Annotated in this window: 17 protein-coding genes and 1 pseudogene; 9 read left to right on the top strand and 9 right to left on the bottom strand. The window is 64.1% G+C overall.

Translation table 11 applies throughout. The features are described from left to right. Window positions 1–10 precede the first annotated feature (10 nt). Genes ACIQCZ_RS07555 through ACIQCZ_RS07545 form a run of 3 tightly spaced genes read left to right on the top strand, consistent with a single transcriptional unit; the run spans window position 11 to window position 4,378 of the window. Entirely contained in the window at window positions 11–2,926 is a 2,916-nt protein-coding gene (locus ACIQCZ_RS07555; RefSeq protein WP_402280492.1) for a Z1 domain-containing protein, read from the top strand. Between the two features lie 48 nt (window positions 2,927–2,974). Continuing rightward, window positions 2,975–3,859, top strand: a complete 885-nt coding sequence (locus tag ACIQCZ_RS07550; protein ID WP_402280490.1) for a NaeI family type II restriction endonuclease — start codon at window positions 2,975–2,977, stop codon at window positions 3,857–3,859. Window positions 3,860–3,919: 60 nt separating this feature from the next. Then, entirely contained in the window at window positions 3,920–4,378 is a 459-nt protein-coding gene (locus ACIQCZ_RS07545; RefSeq protein ID WP_402280489.1) for a very short patch repair endonuclease, read from the top strand. On the opposite strand, the gene ACIQCZ_RS07540 is transcribed toward ACIQCZ_RS07545, so the two are convergent. Beyond that, the gene (locus ACIQCZ_RS07540) at window positions 4,313–5,620 is read right to left on the bottom strand and encodes a DNA cytosine methyltransferase (RefSeq protein ID WP_402280487.1); all 1,308 of its coding nucleotides are present in this window, start codon (window positions 5,618–5,620) and stop codon (window positions 4,313–4,315) included. The two genes, ACIQCZ_RS07545 and ACIQCZ_RS07540, sit on opposite strands and share 66 nt — an antisense overlap. 91 nt (window positions 5,621–5,711) lie before the next feature. Continuing rightward, window positions 5,712–6,419, bottom strand: coding sequence for an HNH endonuclease (locus ACIQCZ_RS07535; protein ID WP_402280486.1), 708 nt, complete (start codon window positions 6,417–6,419; stop codon window positions 5,712–5,714). Window positions 6,420–6,565: 146 nt separating this feature from the next. Here ACIQCZ_RS07535 and ACIQCZ_RS07530 point away from each other — a divergent pair, with 146 nt between their 5' ends. Next, window positions 6,566–7,657, top strand: coding sequence for a DNA cytosine methyltransferase (locus ACIQCZ_RS07530; RefSeq protein WP_402280485.1), 1,092 nt, complete (start codon window positions 6,566–6,568; stop codon window positions 7,655–7,657). Here ACIQCZ_RS07530 and ACIQCZ_RS07525 read toward each other — a convergent pair. The 4 genes from ACIQCZ_RS07525 to ACIQCZ_RS07510 form a co-directional block, all read right to left on the bottom strand. Then, window positions 7,543–8,148 carry a protein NO VEIN domain-containing protein gene (locus ACIQCZ_RS07525; protein ID WP_402281252.1) on the bottom strand — a complete coding sequence of 202 codons (606 nt, stop codon included), beginning with the start codon at window positions 8,146–8,148 and terminating at the stop codon, window positions 7,543–7,545. The two genes, ACIQCZ_RS07530 and ACIQCZ_RS07525, sit on opposite strands and share 115 nt — an antisense overlap. 151 nt (window positions 8,149–8,299) lie before the next feature. Further along, window positions 8,300–10,129, bottom strand: coding sequence for a DEAD/DEAH box helicase (locus ACIQCZ_RS07520; RefSeq protein ID WP_402280484.1), 1,830 nt, complete (start codon window positions 10,127–10,129; stop codon window positions 8,300–8,302). Continuing rightward, window positions 10,126–11,550, bottom strand: coding sequence for a transcriptional regulator (locus ACIQCZ_RS07515; protein WP_402280482.1), 1,425 nt, complete (start codon window positions 11,548–11,550; stop codon window positions 10,126–10,128). Before ACIQCZ_RS07515 ends, ACIQCZ_RS07520 begins: the two co-directional genes overlap by 4 nt. A 99-nt stretch (window positions 11,551–11,649) precedes the next feature. After that, window positions 11,650–12,333 (bottom strand): hypothetical protein, encoded by a 684-nt coding sequence (locus ACIQCZ_RS07510; RefSeq protein ID WP_402280480.1) that lies wholly within the window; start codon window positions 12,331–12,333, stop codon window positions 11,650–11,652. A gap of 224 nt (window positions 12,334–12,557) precedes the next feature. On the opposite strand from ACIQCZ_RS07510, the gene ACIQCZ_RS07505 reads away from it, so the two are divergent. After that, window positions 12,558–13,361, top strand: coding sequence for a hypothetical protein (locus ACIQCZ_RS07505; RefSeq protein WP_402280478.1), 804 nt, complete (start codon window positions 12,558–12,560; stop codon window positions 13,359–13,361). Window positions 13,362–13,384: 23 nt separating this feature from the next. On the opposite strand, the gene ACIQCZ_RS07500 is transcribed toward ACIQCZ_RS07505, so the two are convergent. After that, window positions 13,385–14,017, bottom strand: a complete 633-nt coding sequence (locus tag ACIQCZ_RS07500) for an ATP-binding protein (RefSeq protein WP_402280477.1) — start codon at window positions 14,015–14,017, stop codon at window positions 13,385–13,387. 213 nt (window positions 14,018–14,230) lie between these two features. Between ACIQCZ_RS07500 and ACIQCZ_RS07495 the strand changes: the two genes are divergently transcribed. The 3 genes from ACIQCZ_RS07495 to ACIQCZ_RS07485 are packed head-to-tail and all read left to right on the top strand — an operon-like array spanning window position 14,231 to window position 15,604. Further along, window positions 14,231–15,076, top strand: coding sequence for a helix-turn-helix domain-containing protein (locus ACIQCZ_RS07495; RefSeq protein WP_402280475.1), 846 nt, complete (start codon window positions 14,231–14,233; stop codon window positions 15,074–15,076). Then, window positions 15,076–15,285 (top strand): DUF397 domain-containing protein, encoded by a 210-nt coding sequence (locus ACIQCZ_RS07490; RefSeq protein ID WP_402280474.1) that lies wholly within the window; start codon window positions 15,076–15,078, stop codon window positions 15,283–15,285. The genes ACIQCZ_RS07495 and ACIQCZ_RS07490 overlap by 1 nt, the downstream gene beginning before the upstream one ends. A 7-nt stretch (window positions 15,286–15,292) precedes the next feature. After that, window positions 15,293–15,604, top strand: coding sequence for a DUF397 domain-containing protein (locus tag ACIQCZ_RS07485; protein WP_402280472.1), 312 nt, complete (start codon window positions 15,293–15,295; stop codon window positions 15,602–15,604). 304 nt (window positions 15,605–15,908) lie between these two features. Here the strand turns inward: ACIQCZ_RS07485 and ACIQCZ_RS07480 are convergent. After that, window positions 15,909–16,759: pseudogene (locus ACIQCZ_RS07480) on the bottom strand (helix-turn-helix domain-containing protein). Window positions 16,760–16,844: 85 nt separating this feature from the next. After that, window positions 16,845–17,147, bottom strand: coding sequence for a DUF6879 family protein (locus ACIQCZ_RS07475; protein ID WP_402280471.1), 303 nt, complete (start codon window positions 17,145–17,147; stop codon window positions 16,845–16,847). On the opposite strand from ACIQCZ_RS07475, the gene ACIQCZ_RS07470 reads away from it, so the two are divergent. Then, window positions 17,137–17,718 (top strand): hypothetical protein, encoded by a 582-nt coding sequence (locus ACIQCZ_RS07470; RefSeq protein ID WP_402280469.1) that lies wholly within the window; start codon window positions 17,137–17,139, stop codon window positions 17,716–17,718. The two genes, ACIQCZ_RS07475 and ACIQCZ_RS07470, sit on opposite strands and share 11 nt — an antisense overlap. Window positions 17,719–17,790 lie beyond the last annotated feature (72 nt).

Here is a 17,790-nt window from a genome sequence, read left to right as displayed (position 1 = left end):
GCCTCCCGCCATGACCGATCATCTGTTCAACCTGCACGGCGACGTCCTGGCCGCGATGCGACGCGGCCCGAAGCACTTCACCAAACTGGCCTTCGCCCTCTCCGAGGCCGACGAACCTGCCGACACGGAGCTGAGCCACTTCCGGGACCGGATCGTCGCTGCCGGTCCCGGCGAGGAGCTCACCGCGCTCTGGCACCGCACACTAACCGCCTGGGACCTGGCGGAACAGGCCGACTGGTCCACCGCCCCACCCCGTACGGACGCCCGCCGCACGGACACGTACAACCGCCTCGGCTTCAGCGCCGACCTGCGCAAGGCACTCGACGAGGCGGTCCCGGTCTTCAAGGAGCCCGGCCCCACGGTCATCAGCAAGGAGTTCACCTCCTGGTACTCGCGTGACATCGCGCCCGCCCGCTCCTTCTACTGGACCTCCTACGAGCAGCTCCTGCGCCGCAAGGGCTGGTCCGACGCCGCGGTCTCCAGCCTCGACGAGGCGAGCCATGCCGTGGTGGAACGCCTCTCCGACCCCATCCGCACCGAGGCGTACGGCGCCCGCGGCCTGGTCGTGGGCTATGTCCAGTCCGGCAAGACCGCCAACTTCACCGGAGTCACCGCAAAGGCCGTCGACGCCGGCTACCGCCTGGTCATCGTCCTCGGCGGAACGCTGAACCTGCTGAGGGGGCAGACCCAGCGCCGCCTGGACATGGAACTGATCGGCCAGGAGAACATCCTGCGCGGCGCCGATCCGTCCGATCCGGACGCCCTGGTCGGCATCGACTACCAGGACGACGAGGACTGGCCGGCGCAGTTCGTCAGCCACGGCCACCGTCCGTTCAACATCGAGCGGCTCACCACCCGGGACAACGACTACCGCAGCCTCCTCCAGGGCATCCGCGCCTTGGAGATCGAGAAGCGCGAACCGCACCTCCCGTTGTACGCCCCCGAGAACCTACACCGGGCGGCCGCCCGTGTCATGGTCGTCAAGAAGAACAAGTCCGTCCTGACAAACCTGGTGAAGGATCTCAAGAAGATCGGCCCGATCCTCCGCGAGATCCCCACCCTGATCATCGACGACGAGTCCGACCAGGCGTCCGTGAACACCTCCGACCCCAAGAAATGGGAGTCGGGCCAGACGCGGCGCACGGCGATCAACGGACTGATCTCCCAGCTCCTGGGCCTGCTCCCCCGGGCCCAGTACGTCGGCTACACCGCCACCCCGTTCGCGAACGTCTTCATCGACCCGAGCGACGGCGAGGACATCTTCCCGCGCGACTTCCTAATCTCCCTGCCGCGGCCCGTCGGCTACATGGGCGTGCAGGACTTCCACGACCTGGACGGCGAGGGCACGGCCGAGGAGACCCACGTACGCGGCATTCACGAGAGCACGGGCGACCGCCTCCAGGAGGCCATGGACGCGTTCGTCCTGACCGGCGCCCTGAAGCTGTACCGCGCCGACCACGGGGTCCCGGAAGGCCCGTTCCGCCACCACACGATGCTGGTGCACGAGTCGGTGAAGATGGACGACCACGCCGATCTCGCACTTCGTATCAACACCCGGTGGCACCAGGCGGGTTACACCTCCCAGGAGGGCCACGCCCGCCTGGAGAAGCTGCTCACCGACGACTTCGCCCGATACGCGGACGCCGGTCTTCAGGCCCCCGGCACGTACGCCGAACTGCGCCCCTACGTGTCGCGCGCCCGCCAGCTCATCAACGCGGGCGGCAACCCGGTCGTGGTCGTCAACGGCGACACGGACCGCTACTTCTCCCAGATCGACCTGGATTTCGACCGCACCCCGAACGTCTGGAAGATCCTGGTCGGCGGCACCAAGCTGTCCCGCGGCTTCACGGTCGAGGGCCTCACCGTCACCTACTACCGCCGCACCACCCGCCAGGCGGACACGCTGATGCAGATGGGCCGCTGGTTCGGCTTCCGCCCCGGCTACCGCGACCTGGTCCGCCTCTACATCGGCCGCGAGGAACCACTCACGAAGACGCAGACCGTCGACCTGTACGAGGCCTTCGAGGCCATCTGCCGCGACGAGGAAACCTTCCGCTCCCAGCTCTCACGCTACGCGGAACTGGTCGACGGCAAACCACAGGTGACCCCGGCCCAGGTCCCGCCGCTGGTCTCCCAGCATCTGCCGTGGATCAGGCCGAGCGGCCGCAACAAGATGTTCAACGCGGAGCTGGTGGAGATCCGCTCGCCCGGACAGTGGGTCGAGCCGACGGCATACCCGACGGCTCCGGGGGACCTGCGGCACAACGCGGAGGTGTGGATGCCCGCCCTTCGGTCGCTGAGCACAGACCCGGCCGTTTTTGTCACCCTCTCCGAAACAGACCGGGGCAGCTATACCCGCTACCCGGCGAAGACCGCCGTCCTCCCCCATCGTCAGCTGCTGGACATCATGAGTAGCCTTACCTGGGGTCGCCCAGACCTCTTCGCTCCTCACCTCGCGTATCTCCAGGACCCCAACGACAGCGGGTGCGCGACCGACGACTGGGTCCTTGTGCTCCCGCAGACTTCCGGCCGCACAAGCGTGGAAGCGCGGATCGGGGACTCAGATCCGCTCACTCTCGTTCAGCGCAAGCGCAACGCCCGCGGCGTCTTCAACCGCATCTCCGGTATGGCCCACCGCCAGTCCGCCGAACGCATCGCCGGCCTGCTTCCGCTCAGCGAGGAAGACCCCTTTGCCACCCAGTTCCACCAGCAGCGGCGGGGCGTCGTGCTGCTCTATCCGGCAGTCGACCGCGAGCTTGGCGCACCCGCCGATGTCGCAACTAGGGGCCATATCGATCCGGCCGAGGTCGTGATGGCTGCAGCGTTCATCCCGGCTGTCAGCCGAACAGCCAAGCAGGTACCCTTCGTTCGCTTCCGCACCATCGACTCATCACGCGACGGGGAAGCGATCGTCACGGCCGGTTGACGACGTTCTACGCGACAGGAAATCGGACCAGAGATCGGGAGCTTGCAGGTGGGACGGCTTGTTCTTCAGGCGCCTGGGGAAATCTGCACGAACACGGATACAGCCCCGGAGCATGTCCTTCGCAGGCCTGAGCATGACGTCGAACTCCAGGCCGTCCTTGGCTGGTTCCGTGACCAGCCAACCGGCCTGCTCTACACCGAAGCAATCCGCAACTCGATCGACTATGTCCTTGATGGAGGCAGAACCGGCCGGTTCGATCTGCTGTCGCCCGACGTGCATCCGGGCGAGCGGGCTTCGGTTGGTGCGAAGCTGGAGTACGAGGTTCTACGGATCTTTAACCTCCCCAAAGCCAAGCCTCTCGATACGCTCATCGCCAGCGCCCCGGTAGACATCAAAGCGACAGTCGGGGACAACTGGGCTATCCCGAAGGAAGCGCACTGCCAGCTGTGCATCTGCACCCAGATTCAGCTGAAGAAAAATCGACACAGGTCATGGCTTGTCCGGACACACCGATCGTGGCTGTACAGGGGCAAGGGCAACAATGACGGTAAACGCGGTCTGGCCGTTGACGCCCGCACTAACTGGGGCGTCCCGCTCTACGACTGGGAAGATCTGCCCATCAACCCTCTGCGGTACCTGACCGAAGAACAGGCCACGCAGGTCCTGGCGAAGAAGCCCGGACAGGTGAAGCGGCTGCTGATGATGTTCCGCTTTCTAGAGGGCCACAAAATTCCCCGGAACGTCATCCTCACTGTCGGAGCAGGCAGGGACGACCCAATGCGCCGAACCAGGCAGGCTCGGGATGAAGCCATTAAGGAAGGCTTGATACTTCTGTGCGGCGACTGGGTCAAATCCCGCGAACAAGCCGCAGCACGAGGTATCGCCCTCGGCGCCGGCGAGTGGATAGCGCTTCGAGACGAATCGGCCAAGTAGTCCGCAGGCAGCCACGTGCCAGACTGCTTACAGGCACTAGATACCAAAGATTGGAGTGCAGTGTCTGACCCCGGAGCCTGGACGCCGCCTGAAGGCTCTTGGGCGTCCTCAGCCGCACGGCGCAGGAACATGCAGGCCATTCGGAGCCGCGATACCAAGCCCGAGCGGCTGATCCGTCGGCTTGTCCATGCCAGCGGCCTCCGCTACCGAGTCGCGGCCAAGCCACTGCCAGACCTTCGCAGGACGGCCGACATGGTCTTCCGTCCGGCAAAGGTCGCAGTGTTCATCGACGGCTGCTACTGGCACGGCTGCCCCGAGCACTATGTCCCGCCCAAAACCAACCCCGGGTACTGGTCGGACAAGGTGGCACGGAACGTGGCCCGTGACCGTGACACTGACCTGCGCCTAGCCGAGGCCGGCTGGCTGGTACTGCGCTTCTGGGAGCATCAGGACTCAGACACCTGCGCGCTCACGATCGTCAGCGCTGTCCGCGAGCGACGGCACGCTCTGTCCGGGTAGCAGATCCCGCACCTCAGCCTTGCGCCGCTCGTCGCGTGCGTGGGCGGCGCGCAGCACAGCAGCGATGGCGTTCCCTACTGCTTCGGCAACAGGCGGAGGGAACGCATTTCCCACCTGCCGGTACTGAGCAGTTTTACCGCCGCTGAACTTCCAATCTCTCGGAAATCCTTGGACGATAGCCGCTTGTCCAACCGTCAACATAGGACCGTCCGGACGGAAAAGATCGCGCTCCCTGCTGCGCTTCTTCTCGCTTTCCTTGTAATCGTTAGCGACACCCATACCGCACACACCTAGATCATTCCAAGCCGCCTTTGCGCGGCTCGGACCCAAGTCAGCTCCACCATGCTTCTTTGAGCCACCAACGAGCGTAGGCGCAATGCCGCCATCCCTCTTATTTGCGGCAGCCTTGGATGCCTTTTCCTTCCAAACATCAAGACGCTCCCGCGCCTCGACTGCAACATCTCCACCCATTTCCAGGTACGGCTGATACCTGGCTTCCATGGATTTATTAAGCGCCTCAAAAACACTCTTCGGGGCGCCCGTAGCAGTAGGCCATACGAATTCAAGATCACCGAGCACATCCTCACGGATGGCCACCAGAACAGCTCGCGGACGCAACTGAGGCACACCAAAGTCGCTAGCCTCCAGGACCTCCCACTTGCACACCCTATAACCAAGCCCATCGAAATCTTCTTCCAGGCCCGTTTCAGGGTGCTTGGCTCGACCGCCCTGAAGCTTCGCCTCGATATAGGCGCGGTAGTCGCTGAACTTCGCATCTTTAATGCCGCGAACATTTTCAATCATCACAGCTCTGGGGCGGAGGTCATCAACGAGTTTCAGCATCTCAGGAAAGAGATCCCGCTCGTCATCCTTCCCCAATTGCTTACCGGCATGCGAAAACGGCGGACATGGAACCCCCCCAGCAAGCAAGTCAAGTTTTCCGCGCGAGAGATGGCCACCAAGGGTCTTGGATGACTTCTTCAACCCTGCCGGCAGTGGACGAAATTCCTTGACATCACCCTTGACGACATCGCAATTCTTCCGCTCCCAGCTCCAGCCGTCGAGGGCCTTGATGTTATTTTCCAGGGTAGTCGCGGCATGCTCATCAATCTCAACAAGCGCAATGTGCTTAAAACCGGCTGCATGGAGACCGATGGCCTGACCTCCGGCACCCGCGCAAATCTCGATCGAGGTCAACACGTGATCCTCTCTCAAGGTCGGCGTGTTGTCGCTGAGCGTCATCGGCTCCTCCTGGCGTGACTGATACAGACACGCCAGTGTCGCATCCGCCGCTGACAACGCTTCAAGACACTCGCCCTCCCGCTCGGCCCGGTCAGCTCTCCAGCAGGCCTTGCAGATCCTGCCGCATCTCGTCCCGCAAGGCAGCCGGAAGCTGCCGGTACATGCCCCACGCTTGATCGACCGGCTTCAGAGGCCTGCCATCTGCCTCCATCCACTCGAACAGTTCTTGCTTGCTCCGGCGAGGAAGCGCCTTCACCCGCTCCCAAACCTGCGCGGCATCCAACTCGACGCCGGTCAGATTCCTGACCAGCTCATTGCACCGTGCACACTCAGTGATGAGGTTTTCAGCATGAGTGCCACCGCCCGACGCATGCGGGCTCACATGGCCTAGCGTCAGCCGGGCATGCGAGTCAGGTTCTCCCGGATACGCCTCAGCCGCACCAACGCCACACCGCCGGCACATGTGCCGGTCACGCTCATACACATAGCGGCGCGTCTTCGCGCTGATCTGGCGAAGTCCAGCCGCACGGTGCTCCCGCTCCCAGACCGGCGCCCCGATCTCCTCCAGGTACAGCTGATCCGGCTGCAGACTCGGCCTGTCCAGGTTCGTCTTGATCACCCAGCCGGCCGGACGAAGATCCCGCATGCGGCGATCCACCTGCTCCGCACCGGTGATGGCTGCTCGCAGAGCGGCCTTCGAAAAGGTGCCGCGGACTCCGACTTCATCCCGCAGCCACAGGGCCACACGCACCCGCGTGCCCAGGTCCTGGTTGCGCCAGTTCAGCTCTCCGGCCGTCATTGTCCGTCCATTCCAAACAGAACGTATGCATGAGTAATGAGCACTTAGGGTGATGAAATTAGCTTGCCGCCACTTGCCGCGGCAAGTGGCGGCAAGCTCCTCGCTGATGGCATCTGCCATACCCACCACAGCGAGAGGGCATCCGCATGGCGCAGTCAGGAATCAACCACCAGCTACTCTTTCGGCCAACGTGCATCGAAATCTGCGCAGGTGCGGGAGGACAGGCCCTGGGACTCGAATGGGCGGGATTTGGACACACCCTCCTGGTCGAGCTGGATCACGATGCTGTGCAGACCCTCCGTGCTAATCGTCCGCACTGGAACGTTCTGCCAGCCGATGTACGTGACCTCTCCTCGGACAGCCTCAATCCGGGCAACCACAGCATCGAACTCCTCGCTGCCGGCGTGCCGTGTCCGCCCTTCTCGCTGGCAGGAGAACAACTCGGCCCGGCAGACGAGCGGAATCTCTTCCCTGACTTGCTGAGGCTCTCCGCAGCGCTGCGGCCTCACGCCGTGATGGTGGAGAACGTGAAGGGCATCCTGCAGCCCAAATTCGACTCGTACCGGTCTGCCGTACTTCAAGAGCTCTCCGACCAGGGATACCGCACCAGCTGGAGGCTCTTGCGAGCCTGTGACTACGGCGTTCCTCAGCTCCGTCCCCGTGCTGTGCTTGTGGCATTGCGACCTGAGGCCTTCGCCCAGTTCAGCTGGCCCAAGCCCACTGCCTGCCCGGACACGGCCCCAGCCGTGGGAACCGTCCTGTACGAATCCATGGCCTCCCGCGGCTGGGAACTCGCAGAGCAGTGGGCAATGGGCGCCATGCGCATCGCACCCACCCTCTGCGGCGGTTCCCAGAAGCACGGAGGTGCAGACCTCGGGCCATCCCGCGCACGGCACGCATGGGCAAAGCTCGGCGTGAACGGTTCCAGCGTTGCCGATGAACCACCCCCGCCGGGATCGACGCTGCCCGTGCGGCTCACTGTCGCGCAGACGGCATTGCTTCAGGGATTTCCGGCCGACTGGACGTTCGCCGGGCGGAAGACCTCGGCCTACAGGCAAATTGGCAATGCGTTTCCGCCTCAGGTTGCTGAAGCAGTCGGGCGCAGCATCGCTGCCGCGTTGGCTCAGGCAGGGAGTACCGCCGGTGAGGGCAGGACCCAGACTGGCACGTTCGGAAGCCACGCTTCTGCCAGAAGCCTCTGCCCGGTACCTGTGAAGAGCCCTGGTGTCATGGCCTGAGTCGGCACGACGAGTCGCGCCGACTCCCACCGCCCACCCCCGGTCTTGTCATGCGGAACAGCCGAGTGCAGCCATCGGCGACTGACGGTGGCTACATTCAGCGCGCTGCCATCCGCACCAACCAGGACAGCGGCGAGACTCCATTCTGTGTCCGTCAGCATGACCTCGTACTCATGTCGCGTCAGGTGAATGACCAGCCTGGTGGGGTCCGTCGTTGACTTGACCTCCAGATGCGAGACATCCTCGAACGACAGCATGGCTTCGATGTCGTATCCGTATGCATCCGACTCCGCCGCCACATGCCTGATCTGCGGTACATCGCCTCGGCGGAGCAATTCAAGGAGCGCCTGCTCGCCAGCCGCCCCGGTCTCCCTCCTCGCTTCCTCAGCGGCTCGGCTCCACAGGACGTGAGGGACTGCTGAGGCCTTCTCTGCGTCCCATACTTGGCTTTCGTCAACGTCCACGACTGGGCGGCCGCGCGCCGTCACCATGCCTGTCCGCTTTAGCCAGGCAAGCCCCTCGGCGTACTGCGCCGGCGTAAGGTCCGCGTAGCGTGGATGGTGCGTGAATATCACCTGAGCACGCGGAACACCCGCTACCCGAAGCTTTTCCAGCCACCGAAGCGCAGCACGACGTGTAGCTTCACTGGTCGGTGACAGCATCGAAATGCCTCAGCAATGCGCGGACATCGGCCATGTCCATGCCGGTCGTGCCAGAGGGCTCTTCCTCTAGATCGGCCAGCTGCTGCACGGACGGGTCGTCCAAGATGCGTCCCATGAACTCCAGCTTCTCTTCAAGCCGCATCGCAACCACCTCATCGATGGTTCCCTCGACTGCAAGGACGGTGACCCGGGTCTCCGTCCCAGGCGCTAGACCCAGCCGATGAATTCGGTCCAGGCTCTGGAGGAAGCGCCCAGCCATGAAGTCACGGTCTATGTAGACCGCGTCATGGCAGTCATGGTGCAGACTGATTCCCTCGCCAAGGGTGGCAGGGTTGGAGATCAGTACGTGGCAGTCGGAATCTTCGCGAAACCGGCGGATTTCCTGCTCACGATCAGGTGTGCCGCCATGCACCACCGCAGGCTGATATGCCGCGAACATCTTCTCGATGGTGGTGATGCTCCGCACGAATGTCGTCCAGACCAAGGTCTTACGTCCCATCGCGGCATTCTTCGCCACAATGTTCAGAGCTTCCTTGTATTTGGGGGAAAGCTCGTGACGTGGCAGGTTCCGCATCAGCGAGTACAGCGACTCGGTCTCGGGAACTTCAAGCGGCGGCACCTGGTACGTCAGGGGTTCATAACGGCTTCCGCCCTCAACAAGGAGCGCAGGACTAGTGGCTGCCATGAGCAGACGCAGCATCGCCTTGCCAAGGGCGTCGAAGTCCGCCCGTGAGGCCTCAGCCCGGGTGGTGAAGCGCCCCACCAGGGCGTCGTACACCTCACGGTGCAGATCCGGCATCTTCAAGCGCCTGATACGCGTCTCGAACGGAGGGAGCCTCAACTCGTTCTTAGTCGTCCGGGTGAAGAGCGGGCGGAGCACAGAACTGGCGTAGGCAAGGTCTCCTCCCCCTACCGCCTGTGTCACTACCCGCCGACCGTGCCCCGGCCACACAAACGACAGCAAGTTCTCAAGGTCCCGGGCACCATTCGGTGCCGGCGTACCGGTCAGGATCAGGCGGCGGCGACTGAGCGGCCCCAGCGCCATACATGCGCTGCCGTATGTCCCCTGTGCCCCCAGCTTCATTCGATGAGCTTCGTCAAGGATGACCATGGAAGGTGCGCCACGCAGCCAAGAGGCTAGCGCACCCAACGACCGGTCGAGCCGCTCATAGTTCACGATCAGAATCTCGGCCCTGGGGTCGGGATTCTTCCCCATCACGGTGGTGAACGGAGGCTCCTTAAAGCAGAGGTCGCTTTCGGACAGCCAGGATTCGTACGCTGACTTCGGGCTGACGACCAGCAGTCGACGCACCTCACTGCGTTCACGCATGGCCGCGTACACCGCAAGCCCCACACGAGTCTTCCCCGCTCCAGGGACGCTGAAGTTGGCACCGTGCTGCATCGACAGCAAATGCGCGATGTCACGCCGCTGGAATTCCGTGAGGTCGGCGCGCCAGGAGGATCCCAGTTCCGCTTCCAGGGCGCTGTCGTCCCAGACCGGCGCCGGACTCGGCGCCTGCAGCCGTTGTTCCGCCCGGTCAGCATCGTCGAGGACTTCCCCAACCAGCGCGCCGAGCTCATCCGCCCACACGACCGACTCTGGATGAGGCCAGTCGGCTAGGACGTCGATGCCTACAAGGAAGTCGTCGAGAGACAGCTCCAGAGCTAGCCGCCCGCGCAGTCCGCCCCCAGGAAAGCGGGCTGCCAGTCGGGTCAGATCGCTGCGGAACGGCTCACCGACTCGCAGCACGGCCTTGGTACGCGAAACATCGAACCCGATATGCAGGGACGGTTCTTCCGCCACCGTCACGACGCCTCCTCGCGTACCGCGTCGAGCAGCCACGCAATACCATCACCAGGTACTTCAATGCTCTGCGCAGCAGCCAGGGCCAGCTTCCCGAGGGATGCCCGCAGCTTGAGAACCGCCTCGTCGAGGGCCTCCTCATCCAGGCTCCGGGATCCTCGGGCCAGCACCATGTCCGTGATGCACTGCTCGATGTCCTGACAGGCGTCATGAAGGCGGTCGGGCGCAGCCTGCTTCCGCTTACGCACCCGGGCGTCCTTGCCGGCAGGCTCCAGAGCATCTTCTACCGCCCTATGTGCTCCCTCGAACACTGCGACGGCCTTGTCGAACTGAGCTGAAGAGACCTTGTCCTCGGCGCGGATGACAGCCTTTGCTCGGAGAACCGAATCCGTGAAGGCGCGGGCCGCGGCCACCTGGGGCACCTCAGCCTTGACCGCCCGGCCGATGCCGGGAATCACGCGCTCGGGAGCCGCCGCAGGTGCGGCCTTCAGTTCATCCGGCAGCCGGTGGTCCAGGTAGCGCGTCCGGAAATCCGCTTCAATGAGACGGACATCGGTCTTGGAGAATTCCATGACGACGGCAGCCAGACGGTTCTCCTTGAGAAGCTCGGCCTTCCTCGGGTCGCCCTTGGACTCCTTGGCGTAGGCACGGTGCACCTCGCGAAGCTTCTCCTGAGCATCCTCGAAGTCCAACAGCCGGAGCTGTACGTCACCCGTCGCAGACCTGTCCCTCAGATCACGAAGGCAGGTCAGCACCCAGAGATCCTGCTCAGCCGTCGCCTCCCGGATACGGAACTCCCGCGCGATCTCCTTCAGCGGCCGCCCAGCCTCAACTTGCTCGTCAATCGTGAGCAGCCGGTTGATATACGAATACGGACGACGTGTGTCGTGCCGCAACTGAAGAGAGAGTTCCACCTGGTTGATGTCCGCCCAGGTGTAGGAGTCCGGCAGCACCCCCACCCGGATAGAGGCGACGCCGAGTTCGCGCAGTGCTGCCGCTCGGGTGTTGCCGTTGACCAGGATGCCGTCGGGCGTGATGAGTCCCGGCTCGTTCTGCCGGAAGTCATTGAGGCTCTGCTTCAGCTCCTCGAAATCCTTGTCCCGCTTTGAGGGGTCAGACGGCTCAGCCTGGAGCAGGTACTGGAGGTAGCTCTGGCTCTCATCGCTCCACGGATCCTCGTCCAGCCTGCGGTCCTGCTGCGGGTCAAAACTGCGCTGAGCCCGGATGCGGTGAGTGCCAGGGTTGTAGTAGAGCGACCCAACCGGCATGTCGATGACCTGTACGACCTGCGGCTTTGTACGCCACTCAATCGTCAGAGTCTCTTGGAGACCGGTCCCGGCAGCGGCCTCCTTGAGGCGCCGCTCTACGAGGTCCGTGTTCTCAGCGGCAAGTGGTGGCCGGCCGAAGTCCCCGACGTCCCTGCTCACAGTGCATTCTCCTTTGACTCTGGCTTGCGAAAGACGTAACTGCTGGTGACGGTGGGGCCGCGACCGTCAGCGACCCCACCGTGGTTGTGTGAATCCGGCTCAGGCGGGGGGCAGCCCAAGGGCCGCGCGCACCTTGTCCCTGGACTCCGCCGGCAGCGTACGGAAGTCTGCCCACAGCTGCTCCACGGCACCAAACTCCCGCCTGTCTGCGGCGACCCAGTCCGCCAGCATCTGACGCTGCAACGCACCGAGCTTCTCAATGCCCGTAATCACAGCGTTCAGGTCTGCCTCCAAGCCGCGGCCGCCCACACGACAACGGTTGCACTCCGCGACGAACTGCACCGGGGTGCTGCCGTCGGGCTGCTTCACCTTGCGGCGGGCGATGTCGATCTGAGCCGACTCGAACGTGCCAGCGTAGACTTGCCCGGCCGTGATCCCGCACGAGCGGCAGCGGTTCCCGTCACCGGCAAGGATCTTCCGCCGCTGGGTGTCCGTGATGGACGAACTGACCTTGGTGGCCTTGCCCGGCTCCCAGACAGGCTGCCCCTGCGCGACGAACCGCTGCTCATGCTGGCCCAGCAGTCCGTCTTCCCTGTGCGTGTCGATCTGCCAGCCGTAGTCGCGCAGGTCACGCACCCGCCGGTCAGCCTGACTGATCCCGGGAAATGCCTTCTTGACATCCTCCTTGGTGAAGACGTTGCCCTCCCCGATCACCGTCACCAGCCACAGCGCAGCGCGCTTCATGGTTCCGAACTTTTCGTCCTGCCACGACGGCAGAGCCATTCCACATTCCCCTCATGTCAGGTACACGGCAGCTCGGCTGGCGCCAGGAGGATTTCCGCTAGCACCCCTTGCGAGCACCGCCAGTTTTCCCGCACAGCGCCTCACAGCGCCAGGCTCTACGAGGTTTCGAGGGGAGATGGAAAACTCCCGCGCACGGTGAAAAGTGACCGTGTCGGCGACAATTGAGCGCCCATCACTGACGCTTCAGCGAACGGACTTCACGCGTGACACCCAAGTCGCATAAGTGGAAAGAGCTGCCAAGTGACATCACGGCGGCCCACCGGGCCCTGGTGACGGCGCTGCGCGAGATCCGGCAGTGCAGCCCCCGCACCCAGGCACAGATCGCCAAGGACGCCCACCAGGCAGCGACGACCCTCTCGAACCACCTCAACGGCGGCCGCATCCCCGAGGAGGCTCTCCTGCAGGGGTTCTACGAGGTCATAGCGAAAGAAGCCGCGGGCGGTGAGCCCTTGCCGCACACCCTGGACGCATTACTGGAACTCCGCATCCACGCACAGAAGAAGCACTGCGACTGCTGCAGTGTCGGATACCCGTCTGCAGGCGAAGAAGGGAAGCGGCCGGCTTCCCGCGCTGTTCGGATTTCACGGGTACAGCGGCAGGCGCTGCGTCTTCGCCGCCTGACCCGTCGGCGAGACCTTTCTATGCCGCAGACACGAATCAGGGTGCCGGTCCCCCGAGCAGAGGGGGACCGGCACCCTTCAGAAGCCGCCGAGGTCACATGGACAGAGACAGCGGTCGTGGCTCGCTACCTCTCCGACGGCCGAAACCGCGACGCAGATCTCTTGCTCTGGCGGGCTGGGACGTCCTACTCCGCAGACAACATCCTCAAGGCCGTAGCTTCATGCCGCGCAGCCGGTCTGCCGGACGCCGCCGAAGCGATACTGATCAGCGCGGCTGAACGTACGGACAAACGGGCCGTCATGAGCATCACGGCAGCCTTCAACCACGCCGGCCGGCACGAGGACGTCGCGGTCCTGCTTGCAGCCGCAGTTCGGGCCTCTGACTGACTCCTAGCTCCCTGAGATCTCCATCAGGCTGCCTCTGTCTCCGCCTCGTAGTGCATCTGAGCGTGGTCGAGGAGAGCCTCAGGGTCACCTCCCTGCGCGGCGACCCAGTGCAGCAGGTCAGCGATGAGATCGGTAGCGGATTCCTCAAGCATCCGAGCTGGGCAGCTCTGGACCGGGCCCGCGGCGCCGACCTCACGCCGATACTGCGAGAGGGCCATTTCCGCTCGCAGTACTCTCCGGCACTGGTCCTCTGGATTTGCCGGCAGCTCGCACCACACAGCCTTGCCCGTCGAGGTCAGTACCGTTCCCCAGTCGACCGCAATACCAGCGAGCAGGTGCAGACCTCGGCCGCACTCCTCCTCGCAGGACATCGAAGCGAGTTCCGGCACGCGATAGTCCGTGTCGTGGAGTTCGATCCGCAGGCACTCCGCCACAGGCTCCAGCACAAGTATGGCGGGAGCTCCTTCTCCGACATGCTTGATCACGTTGGTCGCCAACTCAGTGACCACAAGTTCAGCATCGTCAGCAACGGCCAGCATCCCCCACGCCCCCAGCTGGCTTCTGACCCTTCTCCGCAGACCACGCAGCGACGCGGGCGCAGCCTCGAAGGGCAACACGTTGCGGAGTCGGGTTCCGTTGTCGTCGAATCCGGACATACACATCTCCCTTTGGCCACGCCAGCTCCGCGCCCACCGTGTCCGCACGATCGCGCTGCGTAGCTGATTGATGGTGAGTATGCCAGCGAGAAGTCTCTCTATGTAACTTCTCACGCGACTCACCCGGGTGAATCTGCGCATTCCTCAACTGACGTCTCACCACGCCTTGTTGCATGGACACGTTGGTCCGCCCAGAACGAAAGGCAACTCCGCATGACGTCGAGGACCACTACACGGCGCAGACAACTCGGCGCGATGATGCGCAAGCTTCGGGCCGGCAAAGGCATGACGCTGGAGGAGGCGGGTCGACTCGTCGGCGTGTCAAAGGCGACCGTCAGCCGCTACGAGACACAGGAAGGTCCGGTGAAGTGGCCCATCGTCGACGCCCTATGCCGGCAATACGACGCATCCGAGGCAGAGCGCAACGCAGTGGTCGCCCTCGCGAAGGGCGTCAAGCAACAGGGCTGGTGGGCGCCGTTCTCCGATTCCATCCCGGCCGACATGAACCTGCTTCTGACGCTTGAGGACGAGGCTACACGGGAAGACCACTTCTCCTGCGTATACGTACCGGGCCTGCTTCAGACCCGCAGCTACAACACTGCCATCCAGCAGGCGAACGAGATGCGCCTCACCCCCAAGGAGATCGCGCAACTCGTCGACATCCGCATGAAACGACAAGAGATCCTGGCCCGCCCCAAGCCTCCGCACCTCTGGGCAATCCTCGATGAGTCCGTGATCCGGCGCGTGGTCGGGTCACGCGAGATCATGCGCGGCCAGCTCGACCGCCTGCTGGAGGCCAATGAATCACGAGACATCACTCTCCAGGTCCTTCCGTTCTCCAACGGGGCCCACGCGGCAGCTCTGGGAAGCTTCGTGATCCTGGGCGGCGCCGAGCCATCGCTCGACGTCGTCTATGTCGACCTGCATGTCGGATCGCTCTTCATGGAGAAGGACGAAGAACTCGACCGATACAGACTTGCGTTCGACTACCTGCGAGCACAAGCCTTGGACATGGCCGCTTCATCAGCCCTGATCGGGCGTGTCCGCAAGGAGATTTGATGGTTTCGTCCAATCAGGATGACTCAGCTTTTCCGTGGTTCAAGTCCTCTTACAGCGGAGGCAACACAACCGAGTGCATCGAGGCCGCCGTTCTCGCCGAGTCGACAGCCGTGCGTGATTCGAAAGTCCCTGACGGGCCGAGGCTGACGTTCGGCCGTGCTGCCTGGACGCGGTTCCTAACGTCCCTGCAGAGCACTGTGACGGAGTAGGCATCCCATGAGAGGAGGAGCCCTGCAGCGGGAAGCTTGCGCACCCATCGGCTTACTGCCAGCTGCACGCATGCGCGAGGGGCATCAGGTCGCATGCCGCGCTCCTGAGTCAAGTCTGTGGAGTGTTGTGATGGATGAAGAACGCGCACACTGGTTCAAGTCGTCGTACAGCGGCGGAAGCGGCACCGAGTGCGTTGAGGTAGCCGAACTCGCATCCGCCATCGGTATACGCGATTCGAAGTGCCCTGAAGGGCCCCGAGTCGCCGTCCAGAGAAGCGTCTGGACCGAGTTTGTCCGGGGACTGCAGCACCACACGTAGAGGGGGGCACACTGAACGCTCGTGGCCCGACTTGGCGCCCTTCACTCCAGCAGTTGATAGCGTGAATCTGTTCCGCCTCGGTCGACACCATCGACGTGCCGAGCGCAGGATCGATGCCGTGCACGTGGAAGGCCCAAAGCCCTTGGTCAGACATGGAGCTGACCAAGGGCAGAGGGTGAGAGACAGGCTCAGCGGCCACGCGGGCCCCACATGGCGGTACGTCACAGCACTTGGTCACGGTTTCGGTTCGTCGCCTCTCTGCGTGCCGAGCAGATCGGCGTCCGATCGGACTTGGCAACCTCCGTCAGCGCACGTCGAGGCTCCGACGTGCCTGGGCGATCGCGTGTTGTGCCTCGGCTCCGAACACAGCGGACTCGCACCCTGCCTGCCACACCCGCTCGTAGGTGGCGATGGGGTCCGCGTCGTCGAGCCACAGCTCGGCATGCCAGTCCTCGGTGACCACGAGGCGGCTGTCGAAGCTCCAGAAGCCATTGGCCGGAGGAACCTTCACCGCTGCGTGGAGGGGGACGATTGCGAGGTCGACGGTGTCCACACCGATGACGCCGGCCAGGCGGTCCAATTCCGCGGCCAGTACCTGCGGAGGGAAGATCAGGATGCGCAGCGCCGCATCCCACATCAGGGCATGAGGTTTCTTGCCTCGACGGTACAGCCACTCCTGCCGTTTCATTCAGGAGCGGACGGCTTCTTCTGTGTCACGGACGGAGTTCTGAAGTTCCGCGTACCTGAGAAAGACATGGCGCGCGTAGTTGGCCGTCTGGAGCATGCCCGACACCATCGTCGGCTCCCACTCGTGGATGGTCGAGGCGCCGACGATCAGCTCGTTCCAGGTGTCCTGTACTGGGCGGCTCCTGGACGCGAGTTGCCTTCGCCATGAACGTACGTGGGACTCGATTACCCCCAGCCGGGCATGCAGTTCTTCGCACGCATCCGGGTGACCGGTTGCGACTGTCCACAGTCTCAGGTCTTCGGGGGTGGCAGTCCGGCGGCCGCTCTCCAGCTTGCTGATCTCGGATTGTGTCCAGCCGAGGTGTGCGGCCAATTCCGAGCGGGTGAGCGGGCGTCCAGGGCGCGGAGCGCGGAGTTCCTTGAGCCTGGCCCCAGGGCCACGCGTGCCTCTTGATAGTCCAAACTCACCGGTTCAGCACATGCTTTCAGTCGAGCTCGTTGACTTCGGCCGCGAACAGCTCGTGCGGGACAGCGTGATGCCACGCCGCGTCGCCTACCAGCAGCAGCGCACCACTTCCACCGGCTCCGTGACGAGTTCGACGTCCACGAGTTGATCGCCGGAGTCGAAGTTCAGTCGCGCGACGAGTCGCGAATCGGAGATCCAGAGATCCTCCTCCAGCAGTCCGAGCCGTCCCGCTTCGGCCCTCTGCAGATTTGTGATGTCCTCACCGAGGGCAGCATTACGCTTCGCATTGTCGATCAGGTAGAGCTGACCAGGGGTCGGCAGGTCGTCGGCGAACGCCCACTCGCGGCCCGGGCCGGCGCCCGCTGGATACTCTCCCGGTATGAAGATCATGATGGGTGCTCTTGCGGCTGGGGCGGGATTCGGGGCGGCCACCTCGCTCATCAACGCGCTTTCCTCCCCGTACGGGGAGCTCGGCGCTCCTCTGAGGGGCACCATTTGGGCCGGCGCTGCCAAGGTGCTCAGCCTGCTGGTGGACGCGGGCTGGTCCTGGGCCGCGCTGGCGGTGGCGGTGGGCTGGCTGGCCGGGACACCGGTCCGGGGCGCGCTGGCCGGGGCCCTGGCGCTGATCGCTGCCACGGGGGCGTACTACGTGACGGACGCCTTCGCCTCGGGGGCCGAATCGGAGATGGTCAGGTGGGGGGTGGCAGCAGTGCCGCTCGGGCTGGCCCTGGGCGCGGTGGGTGCAGCCATCCGGCGGCCTGGATTGATCGGCCTGCTTGCGGCGTTGACGGTTCCGGTGGGTGCTGCCGTGCAGATGGTCGTGCTACCGCCCCAACCGCACCCCACCTTGACCCCGACCATTGTTCTGGCCGAGGTCATCGTCTGGACGGGCGCCGTGCTCACTGCCGGCTGGGTTGTCCACCGATTCTGGGCGGCGAGGCGTGCAGCCGTGGCCGGATAGCGGAACCACCAGGGATGCCCCGTTCCGGGCAACGGCGAGCCGACGGCCGTCTCTCTCAGGATTTCCCCCATT

The sequence above is a fragment of the Streptomyces sp. NPDC093149 genome, from assembly GCF_044754145.1.
Taxonomy (GTDB): domain Bacteria; phylum Actinomycetota; class Actinomycetes; order Streptomycetales; family Streptomycetaceae; genus Streptomyces.
The sequence above is the reverse complement of the archived record's forward strand: the minus strand, read 5'-3'. Positions and strand labels throughout refer to the sequence as shown.

Excerpts from the sequence above, each read along its gene's own strand:
- ACIQCZ_RS07500 (WP_402280477.1), bottom strand. The coding sequence starts at position 14,017 with ATGTCCGGATTCGACGACAACGGAACCCGACTCCGCAACGTGTTGCCC.
- ACIQCZ_RS07525 (WP_402281252.1), bottom strand. The coding sequence starts at position 8,148 with ATGGTGACGGCGCGCGGCCGCCCAGTCGTGGACGTTGACGAAAGCCAA.
- ACIQCZ_RS07490 (WP_402280474.1), top strand. The coding sequence starts at position 15,076 with ATGGTTTCGTCCAATCAGGATGACTCAGCTTTTCCGTGGTTCAAGTCC.
- ACIQCZ_RS07485 (WP_402280472.1), top strand. The coding sequence starts at position 15,293 with ATGAGAGGAGGAGCCCTGCAGCGGGAAGCTTGCGCACCCATCGGCTTA.
- ACIQCZ_RS07475 (WP_402280471.1), bottom strand. The coding sequence starts at position 17,147 with ATGATCTTCATACCGGGAGAGTATCCAGCGGGCGCCGGCCCGGGCCGC.
- ACIQCZ_RS07510 (WP_402280480.1), bottom strand. The coding sequence starts at position 12,333 with ATGGCTCTGCCGTCGTGGCAGGACGAAAAGTTCGGAACCATGAAGCGC.
- ACIQCZ_RS07540 (WP_402280487.1), bottom strand. The coding sequence starts at position 5,620 with ATGACGCTCAGCGACAACACGCCGACCTTGAGAGAGGATCACGTGTTG.
- ACIQCZ_RS07470 (WP_402280469.1), top strand. The coding sequence starts at position 17,137 with ATGAAGATCATGATGGGTGCTCTTGCGGCTGGGGCGGGATTCGGGGCG.
- ACIQCZ_RS07555 (WP_402280492.1), top strand. The coding sequence starts at position 11 with ATGACCGATCATCTGTTCAACCTGCACGGCGACGTCCTGGCCGCGATG.
- ACIQCZ_RS07495 (WP_402280475.1), top strand. The coding sequence starts at position 14,231 with ATGACGTCGAGGACCACTACACGGCGCAGACAACTCGGCGCGATGATG.
- ACIQCZ_RS07535 (WP_402280486.1), bottom strand. The coding sequence starts at position 6,419 with ATGACGGCCGGAGAGCTGAACTGGCGCAACCAGGACCTGGGCACGCGG.
- ACIQCZ_RS07530 (WP_402280485.1), top strand. The coding sequence starts at position 6,566 with ATGGCGCAGTCAGGAATCAACCACCAGCTACTCTTTCGGCCAACGTGC.